At 39.5% G+C, this 16,553-nt stretch carries 17 protein-coding genes; 2 read left to right on the top strand and 15 right to left on the bottom strand.

Annotated features, from left to right (window positions below; genetic code table 11):
• Positions 1-50: 50 nt before the first annotated feature.
• The 8 genes from omp85 to EHO65_RS00215 all read right to left on the bottom strand — a co-directional run bounded on the left by omp85 (position 51) and on the right by EHO65_RS00215 (position 9,831).
• Complete coding sequence (gene omp85, locus EHO65_RS00180) at positions 51-1,571, bottom strand: Omp85 family outer membrane protein (RefSeq protein ID WP_135772233.1); 1,521 nt, start codon at positions 1,569-1,571, stop codon at positions 51-53.
• 190 nt (positions 1,572-1,761) lie between these two features.
• Positions 1,762-2,652, bottom strand: coding sequence for a porin OmpL1 (locus tag EHO65_RS00185; protein WP_135772234.1), 891 nt, complete (start codon positions 2,650-2,652; stop codon positions 1,762-1,764).
• A gap of 389 nt (positions 2,653-3,041) precedes the next feature.
• Positions 3,042-4,361, bottom strand: a complete 1,320-nt coding sequence (locus EHO65_RS00190) for an N-acetylmuramoyl-L-alanine amidase (RefSeq protein ID WP_425269314.1) — start codon at positions 4,359-4,361, stop codon at positions 3,042-3,044.
• A 134-nt stretch (positions 4,362-4,495) separates the two neighbouring features.
• Positions 4,496-5,251 (bottom strand): hypothetical protein, encoded by a 756-nt coding sequence (locus EHO65_RS00195; RefSeq protein WP_100724104.1) that lies wholly within the window; start codon positions 5,249-5,251, stop codon positions 4,496-4,498.
• 54 nt (positions 5,252-5,305) lie between these two features.
• Positions 5,306-5,992, bottom strand: a complete 687-nt coding sequence (locus EHO65_RS00200; protein WP_135772238.1) for an O-methyltransferase — start codon at positions 5,990-5,992, stop codon at positions 5,306-5,308.
• A gap of 1 nt (position 5,993) precedes the next feature.
• On the bottom strand, positions 5,994-6,824 hold the full coding sequence (locus EHO65_RS00205; protein WP_135772240.1) for an MBL fold metallo-hydrolase: 831 nt from the start codon (positions 6,822-6,824) through the stop codon (positions 5,994-5,996).
• On the bottom strand, positions 6,824-8,257 hold the full coding sequence (locus tag EHO65_RS00210) for a M16 family metallopeptidase (protein WP_135772242.1): 1,434 nt from the start codon (positions 8,255-8,257) through the stop codon (positions 6,824-6,826). Before EHO65_RS00210 ends, EHO65_RS00205 begins: the two co-directional genes overlap by 1 nt.
• Positions 8,254-9,831 carry a M16 family metallopeptidase gene (locus tag EHO65_RS00215; RefSeq protein WP_135772244.1) on the bottom strand — a complete coding sequence of 526 codons (1,578 nt, stop codon included), beginning with the start codon at positions 9,829-9,831 and terminating at the stop codon, positions 8,254-8,256. Before EHO65_RS00215 ends, EHO65_RS00210 begins: the two co-directional genes overlap by 4 nt.
• Before the next feature lie 95 nt (positions 9,832-9,926).
• Here EHO65_RS00215 and EHO65_RS00220 point away from each other — a divergent pair, with 95 nt between their 5' ends.
• On the top strand, positions 9,927-10,547 hold the full coding sequence (locus EHO65_RS00220; RefSeq protein WP_208743935.1) for a hypothetical protein: 621 nt from the start codon (positions 9,927-9,929) through the stop codon (positions 10,545-10,547).
• Positions 10,548-10,563: 16 nt separating this feature from the next.
• Positions 10,564-10,983 (top strand): lipoprotein, encoded by a 420-nt coding sequence (locus tag EHO65_RS00225; protein WP_135772246.1) that lies wholly within the window; start codon positions 10,564-10,566, stop codon positions 10,981-10,983.
• Positions 10,984-11,082: 99 nt separating this feature from the next.
• On the opposite strand, the gene mpl17 is transcribed toward EHO65_RS00225, so the two are convergent.
• The 7 genes from mpl17 to rplM all read right to left on the bottom strand — a co-directional run bounded on the left by mpl17 (position 11,083) and on the right by rplM (position 16,543).
• Entirely contained in the window at positions 11,083-11,478 is a 396-nt protein-coding gene (mpl17, locus tag EHO65_RS00230) for a cell surface protein MPL17 (protein ID WP_135772247.1), read from the bottom strand.
• A gap of 64 nt (positions 11,479-11,542) precedes the next feature.
• Positions 11,543-11,926 (bottom strand): helix-turn-helix domain-containing protein, encoded by a 384-nt coding sequence (locus tag EHO65_RS00235; protein WP_208743937.1) that lies wholly within the window; start codon positions 11,924-11,926, stop codon positions 11,543-11,545.
• A 21-nt stretch (positions 11,927-11,947) separates the two neighbouring features.
• Positions 11,948-12,214, bottom strand: coding sequence for a type II toxin-antitoxin system HigB family toxin (locus EHO65_RS00240; RefSeq protein ID WP_208743939.1), 267 nt, complete (start codon positions 12,212-12,214; stop codon positions 11,948-11,950).
• A 128-nt stretch (positions 12,215-12,342) separates the two neighbouring features.
• The gene (locus tag EHO65_RS00245; protein ID WP_135772251.1) at positions 12,343-12,837 is read right to left on the bottom strand and encodes a YajQ family cyclic di-GMP-binding protein; all 495 of its coding nucleotides are present in this window, start codon (positions 12,835-12,837) and stop codon (positions 12,343-12,345) included.
• A 1-nt stretch (position 12,838) separates the two neighbouring features.
• A complete protein-coding gene (gene alaS / locus EHO65_RS00250; protein ID WP_135772253.1) occupies positions 12,839-15,598 on the bottom strand; it encodes an alanine--tRNA ligase in 2,760 nt (919 codons plus the stop codon).
• Positions 15,599-15,681: 83 nt separating this feature from the next.
• Positions 15,682-16,080, bottom strand: a complete 399-nt coding sequence (gene rpsI, locus EHO65_RS00255; RefSeq protein ID WP_135586262.1) for a 30S ribosomal protein S9 — start codon at positions 16,078-16,080, stop codon at positions 15,682-15,684.
• 13 nt (positions 16,081-16,093) lie between these two features.
• Positions 16,094-16,543, bottom strand: a complete 450-nt coding sequence (gene rplM / locus EHO65_RS00260; protein WP_135755954.1) for a 50S ribosomal protein L13 — start codon at positions 16,541-16,543, stop codon at positions 16,094-16,096.
• Positions 16,544-16,553 lie beyond the last annotated feature (10 nt).

Raw genomic sequence — 16,553 nt, forward strand, 5'->3', positions numbered from 1 at the left:
ATAATATATTGAAGAAAAGAACGGAAAATTAACGGACTTTCGTTTTATTCTTAAAATGCATGATTAAAATTAACAAAGAGTTGTTTGTCTTCTTTTGAAACTGCATAGTCGATCGTAATAATCGTACTCTGATTCCAAGCGATTCGTAAACCTAAACCGTTTGAATGTTTGTAACCTTTAAAGTTGGCCTTATGTTCATCATCCCAAATCCTTCCGAAATCCATAAAAGGTACTGCACTTAAGGTAAAGTTCTGCGAAAAAGCCGAGAACTGAAAAAATCTCCAACGGATCTCTAAATTTCCCCAACCCATAGCCTTACCTATGAATCTATCAGCTTTGTAACCTCGCAGCGTATTATCACCACCAAGTCCAGTGATCGTCCCTTCTGTTCCCCACATATTTCTATATTCGAAAAAAGGAGTATTCCCTTCAGTGAAAGAAAAAGCTCCTCGGCCAGCTAATACCAGTTTATCGAATGTTTTAGGAAGGAGGCTATAGAAGTATTTAAATTGAGTAAAATATTTCGAATAAGAGTATTCAGAACCCACTAACTTGCCCGAATTCTCATATGTTAGCTCCCAAAACACTCCATTATTCGGATCAGGTTCGAAATCGCGAGTATCATAGACAATACCAACTCGACCCGCATTCACAACTCCTCCGTGATATCCTAATATAGTTCCCGACTCTTGCGCTTCGGTTAACTTTGTTCTTCCATTAATCGCGCGACCATTAGTGGGAAATGGAGTACCATCATAAAGAGGGTCTCGTCCGTTTGTAATAACTCCATCAAAGGTTTTTATGATATTTTGCGACAACTTGATCCCTGCAACCAATCGGAAGACTCCACCAAAATAGGATCGTTCTGCGCTGGTTTGAAATGAAGGAGTAATTATATTATATCTATTATGGAGCGAATCTGTTACTCTAAATCCTGGCCCGGAAGAAAAGCCGGAATAGACAGCCCCGTTAAGCATTACTGGATCATCCGGTCCGCCAGGTCGCATATAAGATAAATTTGTCTGTTGGTCTTCAAACGTGGAATTTGAAAAAAGATTACCCCCTTCTTGATTACGCTCGCGGTAGCTTAATCCCTGAAGAGTAGATTCTCCCACTCCGAAAAACAAAGAATTCGGATTCGCATCATAAGCAGCCTCACCTCTCAATCTCCATTGAGTGTCGAATATGAAGGGAGCATCAAACGTGATATTTTGATTTTGCCTATTCTTAGTAGTATTGAAATACTGAACATACATCTTGAATCTATAAGGAGTATAATCAAAAAAAGGATCTGACTTTGAGCCGTTATTATATACGTACAAACGAACTCCATAACCAATTCCAGTATTCGGATCGGAATTTAGTAAAGGTAGTCCGGTAGGAAACCAACCTTCTTTTTTCTTTATCAAATCCTTTATACAAAGTTGCTTTTCGGAATCGATTCGGAAAGGCAGACCCGTTCTTTGTGGAGGTTTTTCGCAGGAAGAAGATTGGCTTTGTGCATTCATCTCTTCGATTCCTAAAAATCCGAATAAATATACAAATAAGAATAGTGCTTTAAGTTGTTTCATTTTTAGATTCATAATTTCCTTAAATGGCGTTTCATAATGTAGTCAATGTCTACAAATGGATCGATTTTTACCATGCCCACAATTTTTGCTTTGGAAAATTGTTCGATCTGCGATCGGATTTTGAAGTTATCCGAGGTAAAAAAAGAGGCCCTTGAGGGCCCGAAAAGTTAAAAGAGCTATTTCGTTGAGATTACATTTCGTGTTTGTACCCGACTCTGTATTGAGTACCACCTAAAACGATTGGGTATACAGGGCTAGGCGCCAATCCTTCCGCTCCTCCAAGAGATCTAGTATGACCGATACCGAACTCGCTAGAGAATAATGTTTCTGCTTCTATATAGAGATAACTTTTATCTGAAAGTTTTGCTTGGGCACCAATGAGCCAGTTTGGAGCAAGACCAGATACGTTAAAGCGAGTGTTCTCCCATAATACGGAGGGATCAGCTCCATCATTGACCAATCCCAAAACAGGATTGTCTGCTCCAAGAGCATCAGATAGCGCTCTATGAACATCCGCAGATATGTTGCTACCAGAGAGACTCCAGCCACCTTTGAAATAGTGCGCTCCTCCTCCCAAATAAATGGCAACATCTTCGGAGACGGAAACTTTAATTCCTACATTCACTGGGATTTGAATTGCGTTGTAATCCCATTCCATATCATAGAATGTAACCCCTGCAAGTTTGGCCTGAGTATCTCCACCCATTACTTTTCTAGTATAGTTTGCCGCCACTCTCCAGAAAAATGCGCTGCCGAATTCCCTTTCGTAACCGAGTGAAATCACAAGACCGGACATAGAGCCGTCCGTTTTTGCACTAACCAATCCGTTGGTAGAATGCTCTAAGCTGATTAACCTGTTTTCCGGAATAAGAGCAAGCCTAGGGGCTGCTCCAGTTTGCCCGTCGGTAGAAGTCACAGGGTAATAGTTAGATGCATCTAAACCTTCCTTCGTGATTATATCTCCAAGACTTCCAACATTGAATTGAGCTCCCAAGCCTCCAAAAACGTACGACTTGGCCTCTAAGTTGGAAAAAAAGGAAAAAACGATTAATGCCAATATATTTGCACTAACACTTTTCATATCTTTTTGGTTCCCTTCATATTAAGTTCATAAACAATATCTAATATTCATTATCTTAATCAATCGTTCGTTATTAAAAACACAGAAGGATCCGATATTTCCATATGTAGACACTGTCTACTTATAGAAGCAACGAAAGTAGTCATTGTCTACATATGTCAATACAAAAATTTCCCGAAAAACTTTTTCCGCTATAGATAGTTTTACAAATTAATTAGGAGGTCTTTCCTAAGAGAACGGAATGAACCGCAAATATCGGGTCAAAATGGTAGCAACGGGATGTCAATTCATCTCCCTTTATAAAAAAGGAAATAGATGTTATGCAGAACTTTCTCTATTTGATAGAGATTACTTGATTACGGAATCTTTATTCAGCGGCAGACTCAGAATTACTCTTCCCTTACTAGCCTAAAATAATTTCCCTCTTTCAAATTTTCATAACGTGCCCAGTCTATTTTCTTACCTTTGGGAACGTAAGGCAGATCCGCAGATTTAATTTTAATCCCATGAAATAATGAATAAACACCCACCGCTAAACTGATTGCAGTGTCTTTTCTTCTTTGGGTAAGGATTTTCATATCCTTCTCCTTATCAATATAACCAATCTCTAAATAAGCAGAAATCGCATTGATAAATGTAGGAAGACTATAAGTGGAAATATACGGTTTGTTGATCGGACCAGGGTTGGATAATTCTTCTTCTTGATTCGGCAAAGTCCGAAGACCATATTGCAAAAATCTCATGAGTTCTGCGGCGGCGTAATGATTATCCCCTCCGAATCCTTCTGAGCCGTCTTCTCTTCTCCAAAGTTCAGGTTCTGCCCTTTCTCTATCCCAGAATTTCCCTTTCGCGGAATATTCTGAATGTTTTTTGGCATATGGCCCAGGGCCGTCTAATACTGCTTTATCGATCCAACCGGGAGGATCTGCGTATTTCCATGTCACCATGTTTTGGCGATAACCTTCAAAATTGGAAAGGTCAGTTTTTTTTCCGGATTTGTTCGGCCAGTATCCGTTAAAATAGATCCAGGCATCCGCTACTGCGTTTTCTAAACGGGACCATTCCATTTTGAAACGCATCCATTCGCTCCAAGGTCCGTCTTCAAAAGACTGAGAAGATTTCCCTTCCGAGATTTTTCGTAAATTATAGAAAGTTCTATAGGAAGGAGAAAGTACCGCAGCCATTCCACCTGGATGTCCTTTCCAACTTGGATTTAAATGCAGAGATAAAACTAAATAAGGTCGAGCAGCATTGATCCTGGAAATTCTTCCCGGTTTGATCTTTCCTGATTTTTTATCCGGATAATCATACAATCTATAAAAAGCATTCGGGTCGGAAGACAGATCGGCTCCTTCTTCTTTTGCTGTCTCTTCTCTAGTCAGATCCGAATCGATCCTGATCCAAGGAAGAGTATCGTTTGTGAATTTTTTTGCGTAAGATCTGAATGTTTCGAATCCTTCCTGAGTTTTGGTAAGATCCAAAATATCTTTTACTTCTTTCGCAAGAGCTAATACTACTTCACTTTCCCTTCTGGATTTTGTTTGGGCTCCTGCCTTATAAGGTTCCAGATATTTATTGGAGATTGGATCGTATTTGTCTCCGTGTTCTTCCTTAGGTTTTAAGTCCAGGCCACCATGGCCCGGGTCTATGACTATATTATAGGTTCTTTTCGGGGTTGTTTCTTGAGAAGAAACCGAGAATGAAAAAATTAGGAGTAAAGGAATAAATAGGATTTTTCGTATCACGTATGGAAATTTATTTCTCCGGGGATATCAGGCACAGCCTGTTATCCCCATGTGATACGTCAAGGAAGGAATCCGAATGTTTTCGGCTTGGGGATCTTTTAAAGTTTAGATTCCGCGTACACCATATTGCGGTTATCGCTCAGATCCACTTTGTATTTCTCCCGAACATTCTTACTTTCCTCTTCGGTTTTTAATTTGCTAAGGATGGAAATTCCATATTCTTTCGCGATCCTTAGATGCATCAGGCTATCCTTAAATCTGGAGTCCCTTCTCATCTTCTCTGCCTGGATAAATTGGTAGTAAGCGATCTGCAGTTTATGTTGGTTATAAGAAACTTCTCTTCCTGCGTATCCTTTCGCGGCCGCCCCCGGTCCGGACTTTTGTTCGATGGATACGATCGCATCTGCACATTCTCCCAAAAGCTGATCCACTTTTTGATTATATAGATCCGAAAATTTTCCGTATAGCTTATTGGTCTCGTCTTCCGTCTCTCTCATCTTACGGCCGGCGACAATATATTTGCGCATTAAAGAATATCGATATGCTTCATTGTATTTTTTCCAGATAGTATCAAAGTCCTGTTGGGAATTCTGGACTTGAGATCCGAAATTTTTTACAACCACTTCTAAAGCGCCTAGATCATTTTTGATCTTGATCTGAGTGGAATCCAAGGTTCTGGCAAAATGGAATTCCTCCAAATAATCTCCCTGGTATTTAGGATCTTCGGCCGCATTGGCCAAGGCAGAACCCTTACCGTCATTACTTGTAGGTTTATTTTGTGCAGATACGCCGTACGAAATTATAAAGAATGCCGCAAGAACCGCGACGATCCGAGGGAAAGAAATTTTTGTCATGTGATCGACCCTTCGCGGTAATATAACACAACGCTTAAGAAGCAAACAAGCTTTTTATTGCTTAAAATCGAAACATAATATTCCGTCACCAACGGGGAATAAGGTATATTCTATCTTAGAATTTTTGATTAGGGACCATAATCTACGGACTGCTTGATCGGAAGGTGCCTGGTTTTCGGGATCTGCGATCCGTCCATGCCATAGAACATTATCGTAGATCACTCTTAGATTCCTGGTCCTTCCCTTCTCCAGGATCATTTCTAAAATTTCCGGATAACGGATCTTATCACAGTCCACAAACATCAGCTCTTTCCGGGTTAAAGAAGAAGGTTCTAAAAATTCTTTTGCGATTTCAGAACAGTCCGCATTCGTAAATTCCACCCTATTAGAGTTAGGCTCCAACTTGGCAAAAAATTCTTTCGCAACTTGGATGAAATCAGCTTCTCTATCCACGGTTTGGATCTTTGTGTCTTTTCTAACCGCGGAGATCAGCCAGAATAAGGAAATCCCATAACCGGTTCCTAATTCCAAAATCGTATCCGGATCCCAAGATGAAGCCAAAAACGCTAACACAGCTCCGGATGCCGGTGTTAATACTGGAAATCTATCTTGAGAGGCTTTTTTTTCCAGGTCCTCTAACCAATCAAAAGGACGTTTTACTAATTCCGAATGGATCCAATCTTCTAATCCTTCTTTATAAATAGAAGTCCCGTATTTTTGTTTTGGATTTTGAGAAGCCATATTATTCAGGAAGGAAAAGATGTATCCTATCTCTTTCGGAAGGTGGAACTTTTTTAGATAATATTTTTCGAATATATGCAGGAGGATAACGTTTTGAAAAATGTATCAGAACTATCTTTTCATTTTTGAAAGAAGAAAGATGATGCAAGATCTCGTCCAGATGGATATGCCCCCATTCTCTTGCATCCTCCACATTCCTTTCGTGATCTATATAAGTACATTCTAAGAAAAGGATCTCGGATTCCGCCACATCCTTATGAGTAAGTACATATTCTATTTTAGTATCTCCGGAAAAACTGACAACCGGCTTGGAATGAATTTCATTTATATCGGTCCCTTCTTCTTTCTTTTTTAAAAGTTCGTTTCGGTCTAATCCGGCAAATTCAGCTTTTAACTTTTTCTTTCTTTCGTAGATCGTATACCCTTGGGAATCAACTCTATGGAATGTTTTCCATACTTTAAAAAAATGGTATGCGTCTATTTCTATTTCTTCCCCTTCTTCCAGTCCTTTCATCTCGTAGGAGTAAGGAAAATCTTCTATCTTGGAATAGAGAGATAAAATTTCTCTCATAGGCGCTTCTAAAGTTTTAGGAAGATAAATTTTAGGAGGTCCTAATTTACGTAAGGACCTTTGTGAAATATAATAAGGAATTCCTGCGGAATGATCCAAATGCGCATGGGTTAATAATAATCTGTCTATATTGATTCGATTCGGATTTTGGTGTCCTATATCGAACATCAAACTTAAACGAGGCATTACAATAGAAGTGCGAATTCCTCCCTCTGAAATTCCTTCGAATAGGTATCCTTTATGTTCGAACTTACAATCCATTATGGGATCGGATCTTCCGGGCCAATTGTTTTTTGTCCAGGCAGGTCAGAAGAGACTGAAGATTTTGGTCCAGAGATCACTGCAGTCAGTTTATCTCTTCTAAAATAGATTTTACCCACTCTTCTCAAATCTGCAAGAGTAACTTCCTGGATTTTATCTCTATAATTTTTAAGATAATCCTTAGGCATTTTATGTTCTCTGAACCGGACTTCATTGCGCAGAATTTCCACTGAGTCGGTAAATAAGAAGATAAATTTGTTTAGAATTGCTTCTTTTGCATTCTTTAATTCTTCTTCCTTTATATTAGAGAAGGTAGTATCCGTTAAAATTTCTCCCATAAGATTATAAACTTCTGTCGTACTTTGGGATTTTGTCTGCGTGAAAAAGTAGATTACAGAATGATCTTTTTCAAATACAGGATGACTGGAAGAAGAATACGCCAATCCCTTATCGGATCTGATCTTACTCATGAAGTATGAAGTAAAACCGCCGCCTCCGACCAAATAATTCAAAACTTGAACAGCATAAAAATCCTTATCATTATGAGCAGGCCCTACTCCTAAAAACAGAACTACGTTTTGGGTATTTGCCTTGTCTACGATCAGGTTTTTGATCTCTTTTTGTTTTAAATTCTTATTCAGTTCATCCGGACTGGAGCCTTGGGATTCCTGCACAGGAGTTCCAGAAAACGGAGGAAGAATATCTGCCAGAAATTGAGGGATCTCTTCCTGGTTCCATTTACCGCTTACTAGTATCGAACGTCTGGAGCTCAATAATTGGTTTTTATAATATTCTTCTAGATCTTCTTCTTTTAATTGTTCAAGAGCAGATAGGGAAAGTGCTTTTCCTTTTACTTTTCCTTGGTATACAAGTTCGTTTGCTTTCCTAAAAGCGAGTCCTACGATATTATCATTTCTTCTTTTGATCTGCTCGCCTAACTGCAATCTTGCGATCTCGAATGCTTCTTTTCCAAATATTGGCTGTTTCAGAAACTCAGAGATCAATGCCTTGGATTCTTGGTCATATCTGGAAAGCCAGGAGAATGTTAAGGTTACAGTATCCAGATCGGAGGCAACTCTTAGCTTAGAACCGTAAGATTCCCAAACTTCTGCAAAATTTTCTCCGGGATGAGAGGTTGTGCCTCCCTTCTTCCAAGCCTCTGGAAAAATTTCCACTAGTTCAAAAGGTGTTTTAGTATAAAAATCGGGTCCCGCATAAAATGTAATTTCCAGAGTTTTAATCGGAAATTCGGAATTTTCTAGGTACAAAATCCGCGTATCGGAATCCCGGCTGATCTCCTTGATTTGAGGAAAATGGAATTCTAAAGCAGGGATCTTTACATCTTTTACAAAATCTCCGGGAGCAGCATCTAAGTTAACTAAGGAGAATAAAAATACAAAGATAGAGATAGTTAATTTTTTTATAATATTCATTTTTTCTCTCCGTCTGAGTTGATCAGATCTCCTACAGTCAGGTTTCGAGGAGTAAAATATTTCTGGGCCACTCTCATGATATCATCAGGGGTAACTCTATCCAAACGTGCATAATCATCGAAAATTTCCGTCCAATCCCCGGCCACTAATTCGTAATAAGTAAGAACATCTGCAAGTTTAGAATTGCTATTTAAACCTCTGATATAATCCGCAACGATCTGATTTTTGATCTTAGCCAGCTCTTCTTCCGTGACCGCTTCTTTTTTAAGGGTTTCAATCTCTTCCAAGATAGAAGACTCTATCTTATCAGGATCCGCACCTCTTACATTGGTCACATAGACTGCAAATAGATTCGCGTATCTTTCTCCAGGTTCGCCGGTCCAACAAGCCACTCTTTGTGCAAGTTTGTCTCGAAGCACTAGTCTCTTATATAATCTCCCGGTTTCACCTTGAGATAAAACTGCATCAATTAATTCAAAGACAGGTTTATCAGGATGCGGAGAAGCAGGAGTCAACCAACCCATCACTTTCATAGGTCCGGAAGAATGTTTTACGCTCACTCTTCTGGTCTCATGATCAAAACTTTCAGGCTCATGTGAAAGTTTAGGAGAAGGTCCATCCGGAATATCTTCAAAATATTTACGGACCAATTTTTCGGTCTTATCGAAATCAAGATCCCCTACGATCCCGATCGCCATTTTATGAGGCCTATAATTCTTTCTGAAAAACTCCTCCGTTTTATCTATATCTAAAAAAGGAAGATTGGATTCGTAACCGATCACGGGCATTCCATAAGAATGTTTAGGAAAAGCGGCACCTAAAAATTTTTCTCTTAGGATCCCCATGCCCTGGTTTTCCACTCTCATCCTGCGTTCTTCCAGGACCACATCTCTTTCAGTATAATATTCTCTTAATATAGGATCTTTTAATCTATCCGATTCTAGTTTTGCCCAGATCTCCAGTCTATTTGCAGGAAGTAAAATCTGGTAATTCGTAACATCATTTGTCGTATATGCGTTAAATCCGGTTCCACCGTTCTTTTCATAAATATATGAATCTTCATTGGAGACCACGAACTTACGATGGAGCTCCAACAGGTTTTTGAATCTGATCTCTAAGATATTTTTATCTTTGATCAGCTTTTCAGGAACAGGCTCCCCTTTAGCTGCCAATTCTCTTTCTTGGATACGATAAGAATCTAAACGTTTTCCCCAAACACGGATCTGATCCAGATATACCTTTTCTTTTTGAGCATCAGTGACACCGATATTCTTCGTGCCCTTAAAAAGCATATGCTCTAAAAGATGGGCTGTACCGGCTATCTCCGGAGTTTCATCCGCAGCACCCACCAAAAATTTGGTATAAACCGCGACCGTAGGAGAATCGACTCTTTTCATCATGAGAAGCCTGATCCCATTCTTCAAAGTTACCTTCTTCACTCTAGATTCCAAAGTGGTTCGAATCTCAGAGAAGATATCTTCGTCAGCGAATGCTTCGAAGTTTATAAAAATGCAAATAGTGAAAAACAAAAAGCTGAAACGAGAAATGACGGACTTGGAAAGATATTCCCACATAACCAACAAGATTTCCCCTAAAAGTTATGTTGTCCAGAAGATACCGGGAAAAAATCCCGCTGGTTTTTGTAGAGGGGAGCTTTAAACTAGGAACTATGTTGCGGGTTTTGTCGGTCTTATTCCTGACATTTTTCTTAGGATACTGCGAACCTGCAGATCCGGAATATAGAAGAAAGGTCTGGGACAATCTAATCGACTCGGGTTTTATCTCTCATGATTATTTCCAAGTGGTGGTAACAGTTCCTATCCCCAACCAAGAAAAACCTCTATTAACATTGAGAGAAGATTGTAAGGCGAGAGCGATCCGAAGAAGGGATGAGATGTCCGTGAACATACTCATAGCCCAGGTTTCGGAAGAAAGAAAAACCTGGATCGGTGTCGGAGTCAATTCTACAGTTCCCAAGTATGAGCCACTTCCCGGGCCACCACAAGCAGTTAGGACCAAATCTAATTCTCCGATGGGTGCTGCTTCTATTGCTACCCAAAACGTACAGACCCCGGTAGAAGACGATCCTCCGGAAGAAAAAAAAGAAAAGAAGAAGACGGAAATCGTAAATGCCGATTATTTAACCTACCGAGCTTCTTTCGCTTGGCTTTTAGATAAATTGTTCTTATACAGAGAAGATTATAGCGACCCCAAGAGCTGCACATTTGTTTTTAGGGTTGTGGATGCGGATTTACTTAAGCGAACCTTAGAGTCTAAAATAATTCCATAACAAAGGAATCTAACGCATGCATACAAAAACGATTTTCGCATTATTGATCGTTTCTCTCATTTCCGTATGTAAAACACCCCAAACGGAAGAACCTAAAAAAGAAACTCCTAAAAATGTAGTGGAAGAATCTGCTCCTACCGAAGACGACCAATTCGTAAAAGCAACCGAAGGTTTTATCAATTCTTCTACTTATCAAGTTGTTGTATCCTCTCTAGACAGCAATGAGGGAGAGGCATTGGATCTAGCCAAAAAAAGAGCCTTAAATCTTTTTATAGCGGAGAAGGGAGATTCATTCCGCGCTACCGACCGCAAATTCCTGAAAGAGCTAGTAGATTCAAAAGGTAAGATCGTAAAAGTTTCTAAACCTATCAATGGGAAGACATACTATCTATTCCATGTATCCCAACCGGATCTGAAGATAGAAATTAAGAAGTGATGAGACTTCGCATGTAGGAATTCCAACACGCGTTACTAAAACAGTCACATAAAAAAAGCGGCTCTCGGCCGCTTTTCTTTTTAAATAGATCCTATTCGATTATTGTATAATTTCTTTTTGTAATATCTTTCCAGGGATGCAGATATTCCTGTTATAGTCGCAGTAAAAAATTTTAGCGTGAATTTCTAATTCACCTTTTCCTTCTAATTTTAACTGCATAGGATCTACTGATTCGAAATATTCTTTTTTGCGGGTAGAAATTTTACCTTTCAGTTTTAGATCGGCAGAGACTACTTTTAACCCGGATCCTGCATTGAGTAAGATACGATGTGGAGCTTCTTTTTGGACTCCGAAATTTTCCGGATATACAACTTTCAAAAGATAAGTAGTAGGAGAGGATTTTTCTATCTTAAACTTGATCGGATTTTCTTCTTCTGCAGAAAGTCCTGAGATCAGAAAAAGTGAAATAATTGCGAGAAATGTAAAACGTTTCATACGTAAATTAGACCCTTCTCGATTCGGAATGTTTTGTCAAGCTGCTTGAAAATAAAAAATCCGCTCATCTTTTCGTGGTATATTTTTGGATCAGTATGTCACCTGAAATTCCCAACGAGTCATTCAACTTTCGGATTGCTTCAATAGAAAGAGGGATCTTTTTATTCAAATATTCGGAAGCCCGATGTTTAGAGCCTAAAATTTTAGAAAGATCCTTTTGCGTAAGACCTTGTTGTTCCATTCTGAATCGGATGGCGTCAATAGGATCTGGAGGAAAGATCAAAATATGTTTCTCTTCGTAATTACTTACCAGAACGAAAAGTGTTTCTAGTTCAATTTCTTCATCTCTGGATTTTCTTTCTTGATCCATTAAAGTTTCGATCCGTTTTAAAGCGGACTTGTGATCGGTTTTAGAAATTACCGGCTGTATTTTAATCGCCTTTGTCATAATAAAATCCTTACAAGATATTTAAATTGTTTCCGCATCTATCCTGTCATATTCGGAATGAGTTCCGACAAATCGGATAAATACTCCTCCAAACCTATATTCCATTTTTACGATAATCCTGTAATTATTCCCTCCCACATTAAAAACGACTCTGTTACCAGGAAGAAAATCTGCCGACCTATATCGTTCCTTAATAGTCTTGGGCTCAGTCCAAAGAGATTTTTTAGCTTCTTCATACCATGCAGATAATGGCCCTTCTGCCTTAGGATGTTTTTTCCAGAATTCCACCAAAGTCGCCCTGGAAATGATCCTATTTCTCCGCACGTAGATATTATACGGAAAAGTTCCAGAAATTGGAACTATAAAAATATAGAAAAAGCCGATCGCCCCGGAATATTGATTACCGGGAAAAACTTTTAACCCTTAAAATTTTGGAATTGAACATCAAAAGGAAGATCCGCAGATTTTAAAAGTCTCATGATCTCCTGAAGATCATCCTTCTTCTTTCCTTGGATGCGAACACAATTTCCCATAATAGTTGGGATCACTTTTAATTTAGAATCTTTTACTATCTTAGTGATTTCTTTGGTCTGTTCTTTTTCAAGACCGTTACGAATTTTCACTTTCATCCTAACAGTATTGCCTGTAGCAGGTTCCAATTTGGATTTGAAATCGAAAGACTTAAGACCGAGTCCTCTTTTAGCCATCTTGTTGATAAGAACATCGATCACACTTTCCAACTTTGCTTCGTTGTCGGAAACAAGAGTCAGATTTTCTTCTTCCAGTTTGATCTCTGATTTAGATCCTTTGAAGTCGAATCTGTTCTTGATCTCCGCGATCGCTTGAGTAACCGCGTTTTGTAATTCAGGTCTATCTATTTCGGAAACAACATCGAATGATGGATCGCTCATCTTATTTTCCCCCGTTCAAACTGGAACTTGCTTTTTCTAATGCGGACCTGACTGCTTCTTCCACTCTGGAAACTTCCTTTCCTCCGCCTTGGGCCATGTCCGGTTTTCCACCGCCCTTCCCGCCTAAAATTTCACAGGCAGTTTTTACAAGATCTCCACAATGGATCTTTCCAACCAAAGAGGAAGAGCAAGTAATTACTATACTCGCATCTTCCGCGTTTTTGCTGGCAAGAATGGCTACTATTTCTTTCTCTCTAACTTTGATATTGTCAGAAAGACCTTTTAATGCTTTTGCATCTTTGGATTCGAAAATCGCAGAAACAATTTTAGCAGATCCAATCATTTTAGAATTTTCGAATACTTTCGCAATCACTTCCGGATTATTCTCAAAGTCTCTGGATTCTCTATTCTTTTTTTCTTTTAAGAACTTGGATTGAGTCTCTTCTAATTCAACAGATAGTTTTTCGGAAAGATCTCTGAGAGAAACTACCGCATCCGCGCCTTTGGACCCAAACAAAGATCTGATTTCATCAGGCCCAGGAATGATAGTTTTGATAGAAAGTGAAGCACCTTCCACCCCCAACTCATCCTTGATCTTAAGATTTAGGTTTTGGACCGCTTCGGTTAATTCTGCAAATCTGTTTTGGAAGGTTTCAACAACGAGTGGGCCTGCCACTGCTTCTATCCTTCTGTTTCCAGCACCCGGGCTGGATTCTTTTTTAATGAAGAAGTAACCGATATCTCCCGTATTTACTACGTGGGTTCCGCCGCAGAATTCCAAGGAACGATCTCCCATCTGAAGAACTCTTACGCTGTCCCCGTATTTTTCGTCAAATGCGGCAACCGCTCCGGTTTTCTTAGCTTCTTCGATCGGTAAAACTTTAGTGTCTACGGGAATATGACGACCGATACTTTCGTTTACCCAGGATTCTATATTACGAATTTCTTCTATACTTAAAGGACTTGGATGAGAGAAGTCGAAACGCAGATATTCCGGAGAAACAATGGATCCTTTTTGGAGAACATGATTTCCGAGTAATTTGCGAAGAGCTCCATTTAATAAGTGAGTTCCAGAGTGATGGAATTTAAGCCTTTCTCTTCTCTCTTTCTCCACTTCTAATGATGCTTTGTCTCCTGTGGAAAAACTTCCGGAGAGAACGGTTCCAATATGAAGAATGATATCATTTTCTTTTTGAGTGTCCAAAACCTTAAAGACTGACCCGTCTTTTCGGATGAATCCTATATCCCCAACCTGTCCCCCACCTTCCGGGTAAAATGGACTGGAGGAAAATACCAATACACCGGACTCACCTTCTTTAAGAGCGGCTACTTGTTTATTATCGGAGAATATAAATTTAAGATCTGATTCTGCCTCTAAAGAATCGTAACCCAAGAATTGGGTTTTATCCGTTTTGATCCCAGTGAATAAAGAGACCTTGTTTGCTTTCCAAGTCTCTCGAGAAGATTGTCTATCCTTCTCTAATTCTTCTTCGAAACCTTTTTTATCGAAAGAAAGCCCATGTTCTGCTACGATCTCTTCCGTCATCTCTGCAGGGAAACCGTAAGTTCCATAAAGTAAGAAGCTGTCTTTTCCGGAAAATATGCTGGAGCCTTCGGACTTTGTTTTGGAAACAAGAACTTCTATCTTTTCCAAACCGATTTCTAAGGTTTTAAGGAATAATTCCTCTTCCGCCAAAAGTGTTCTTTCTACAGAGGAAATATGTTTTTCCAGATCGGGATATCTTTCTTTGTAAATATTACATACTGATTTTGCTAGTTTGTATAAGAAAGGTTCTCTTAGATCCAGTTTTCTAGCGAATAATACTGCTCTACGGATCAAACGGCGGATAACGTATCCTCTTCCAGTTCTATCAGGATAGATCCCGTCGGATACTGTGAATAATACGGAACGAATATGATCCGTGATCACCCTAAAAGGAACTTTAGTGGATTCGTTATAGGTTTTGCCTGAGATTTTTTCTACTTCAGTAATGATCCCTCGAAGTTCATCCGTATCATAAACGGAATCAACACCTTGCAGAAGTAGAGCTACTCTTTCTAATCCGGAACCTGTGTCGATCCCAGTCTGTTTAAGAGGATGAAGATTTCCTTCCGTATCTTGGTTGAATTGGTTGAATACTATATTCCAAAATTCTAAAAAACGATCGCAATCACAACCTGGTTTACATTCGTATTTGACTCCACAGTCCGGGAACGCCTTCTCGGGTCCTCTGTCCAAGTATAACTCTGAACAAGGTCCACAAGCACCACTATCTCCCGCAGGTCCCCAGAAATTATCTTTTTTGCCTAAACGAGTGATCCGATCTTTCGGAATACCCTTGGAGATCCAGATCTTCTCAGCTTCATCATCATTTTCGAATACAGTGATCCAGATCTTTTCTTTAGGAAAGCCTAGATGATTTACGGAACAATCTAATGCGTATTCGATCGCTTCTTCTTTAAAATAATCTCCGAAGCTGAAGTTTCCGAGCATTTCGAAAAATGTACAATGCCTCTCGGTTTTACCTACATTCTCCAGGTCAGTGGTTCTCAAACATTTTTGAGCGGATGTTGCTCTAGTATAAGGAAGTTCTACTGCACCGGTGAATAAAGGTTTGAACTGCACCATTCCGGCAGTAGTGAATAGAAGTGTAGGATCTCCCGCAGGCAATAGAGAAGAAGAAGGAACGACTGTGTGGCCCTTCTCTTTAAAATAATCCAAAAAGATTTTGCGGACTTCGGAAACTTTTTTAAAATTCATGATACCCCTTAAAACAGAAAATGCCCGAGGTCTTGCTGGCAAGAACTTCAGGCATTCCCAAAAATAGATCTAAAAAGCGTAAATTAACGTTTAGAGAACTGAGTTCCTCTACGCGCTTTGTGTAGACCGTATTTCTTACGCTCAACCATACGTGGGTCACGAGTCAGAAGGCCTTCTTTTTTAACAGTAGCTCTGAACTCGGGATTATAACGGCAGATCACTCTTGCAAGTGCATGACGGATCGCTCCGACTTGTCCGATGATCCCTCCTCCGGAAACGTTTACCTTAAGATCGAATTTCTCAGTAACGTTCATCAGAGTTAAAGCAGTAATAGCTTCTTTGATATTAGAGCGGCTGTTTTGCAGATAATCTTTGTAATCTCTATCATTGATTACAATTTTACCGGAACCTTCTTTTAATTTTACACGGGCGATTGCGTTTTTGCGACGACCTACTGCCCAGATTTCCTTGGCGCTTGCCATATTCTAATATCTCCTAGAGTTCCAGTTTGATCGGCTTTTGAGCGCCGAGATTATGCTCGGTTCCTGGGAAAATTCTGAAATGAGTTAACATTTCAGCACCGAGTTTGCTTTTAGGAAGCATACCTTTTACTGCTTCATACAGGATTTTTTCAGGATGTTTAACTCTCATACTTTGGAGAGTAGTAGCTGTCATACCACCTGGATAACGAGAGTGATGGAAATATTCTTTTTGAGTCTCTTTATTTCCAGTCACAGCTACCTTAGCAGCATTGATAACAATAATATTATCTCCACAATCAACGTTGGGAGTAAAAGTAGGTTTATGTTTACCGCGGAGTCTAGTTGCGATCTCCGAAGCGAGACGACCTAAGGTTTTGCCTTCAGCGTCGACTACGTACCAAGCTTTATTAGCTTGTTCCTTTTTTAAGGAAGGAGTTCTATGCGGTTTAGATACGATTGGCATGGGTATGTCC

Source organism: Leptospira andrefontaineae, from assembly GCF_004770105.1.
GTDB lineage: Bacteria > Spirochaetota > Leptospiria > Leptospirales > Leptospiraceae > Leptospira_B > Leptospira_B andrefontaineae.

What these genes read in the sequence shown, in the direction of transcription:
- EHO65_RS00210 (WP_135772242.1), bottom strand. Translation starts at nt 8,257, where the DNA reads ATGAATATTATAAAAAAATTAACTATCTCTATCTTTGTATTTTTATTC.
- EHO65_RS00225 (WP_135772246.1), top strand. Translation starts at nt 10,564, where the DNA reads ATGCATACAAAAACGATTTTCGCATTATTGATCGTTTCTCTCATTTCC.
- mpl17 (WP_135772247.1), bottom strand. Translation starts at nt 11,478, where the DNA reads ATGAAACGTTTTACATTTCTCGCAATTATTTCACTTTTTCTGATCTCA.
- EHO65_RS00205 (WP_135772240.1), bottom strand. Translation starts at nt 6,824, where the DNA reads ATGGATTGTAAGTTCGAACATAAAGGATACCTATTCGAAGGAATTTCA.
- alaS (WP_135772253.1), bottom strand. Translation starts at nt 15,598, where the DNA reads ATGAATTTTAAAAAAGTTTCCGAAGTCCGCAAAATCTTTTTGGATTAT.
- EHO65_RS00235 (WP_208743937.1), bottom strand. Translation starts at nt 11,926, where the DNA reads ATGACAAAGGCGATTAAAATACAGCCGGTAATTTCTAAAACCGATCAC.
- rpsI (WP_135586262.1), bottom strand. Translation starts at nt 16,080, where the DNA reads ATGGCAAGCGCCAAGGAAATCTGGGCAGTAGGTCGTCGCAAAAACGCA.
- EHO65_RS00215 (WP_135772244.1), bottom strand. Translation starts at nt 9,831, where the DNA reads ATGTGGGAATATCTTTCCAAGTCCGTCATTTCTCGTTTCAGCTTTTTG.
- EHO65_RS00200 (WP_135772238.1), bottom strand. Translation starts at nt 5,992, where the DNA reads ATGGCTTCTCAAAATCCAAAACAAAAATACGGGACTTCTATTTATAAA.
- EHO65_RS00245 (WP_135772251.1), bottom strand. Translation starts at nt 12,837, where the DNA reads ATGAGCGATCCATCATTCGATGTTGTTTCCGAAATAGATAGACCTGAA.
- omp85 (WP_135772233.1), bottom strand. Translation starts at nt 1,571, where the DNA reads ATGAAACAACTTAAAGCACTATTCTTATTTGTATATTTATTCGGATTT.
- EHO65_RS00195 (WP_100724104.1), bottom strand. Translation starts at nt 5,251, where the DNA reads ATGACAAAAATTTCTTTCCCTCGGATCGTCGCGGTTCTTGCGGCATTC.
- EHO65_RS00185 (WP_135772234.1), bottom strand. Translation starts at nt 2,652, where the DNA reads ATGAAAAGTGTTAGTGCAAATATATTGGCATTAATCGTTTTTTCCTTT.
- rplM (WP_135755954.1), bottom strand. Translation starts at nt 16,543, where the DNA reads ATGCCAATCGTATCTAAACCGCATAGAACTCCTTCCTTAAAAAAGGAA.
- EHO65_RS00220 (WP_208743935.1), top strand. Translation starts at nt 9,927, where the DNA reads ATGTTGCGGGTTTTGTCGGTCTTATTCCTGACATTTTTCTTAGGATAC.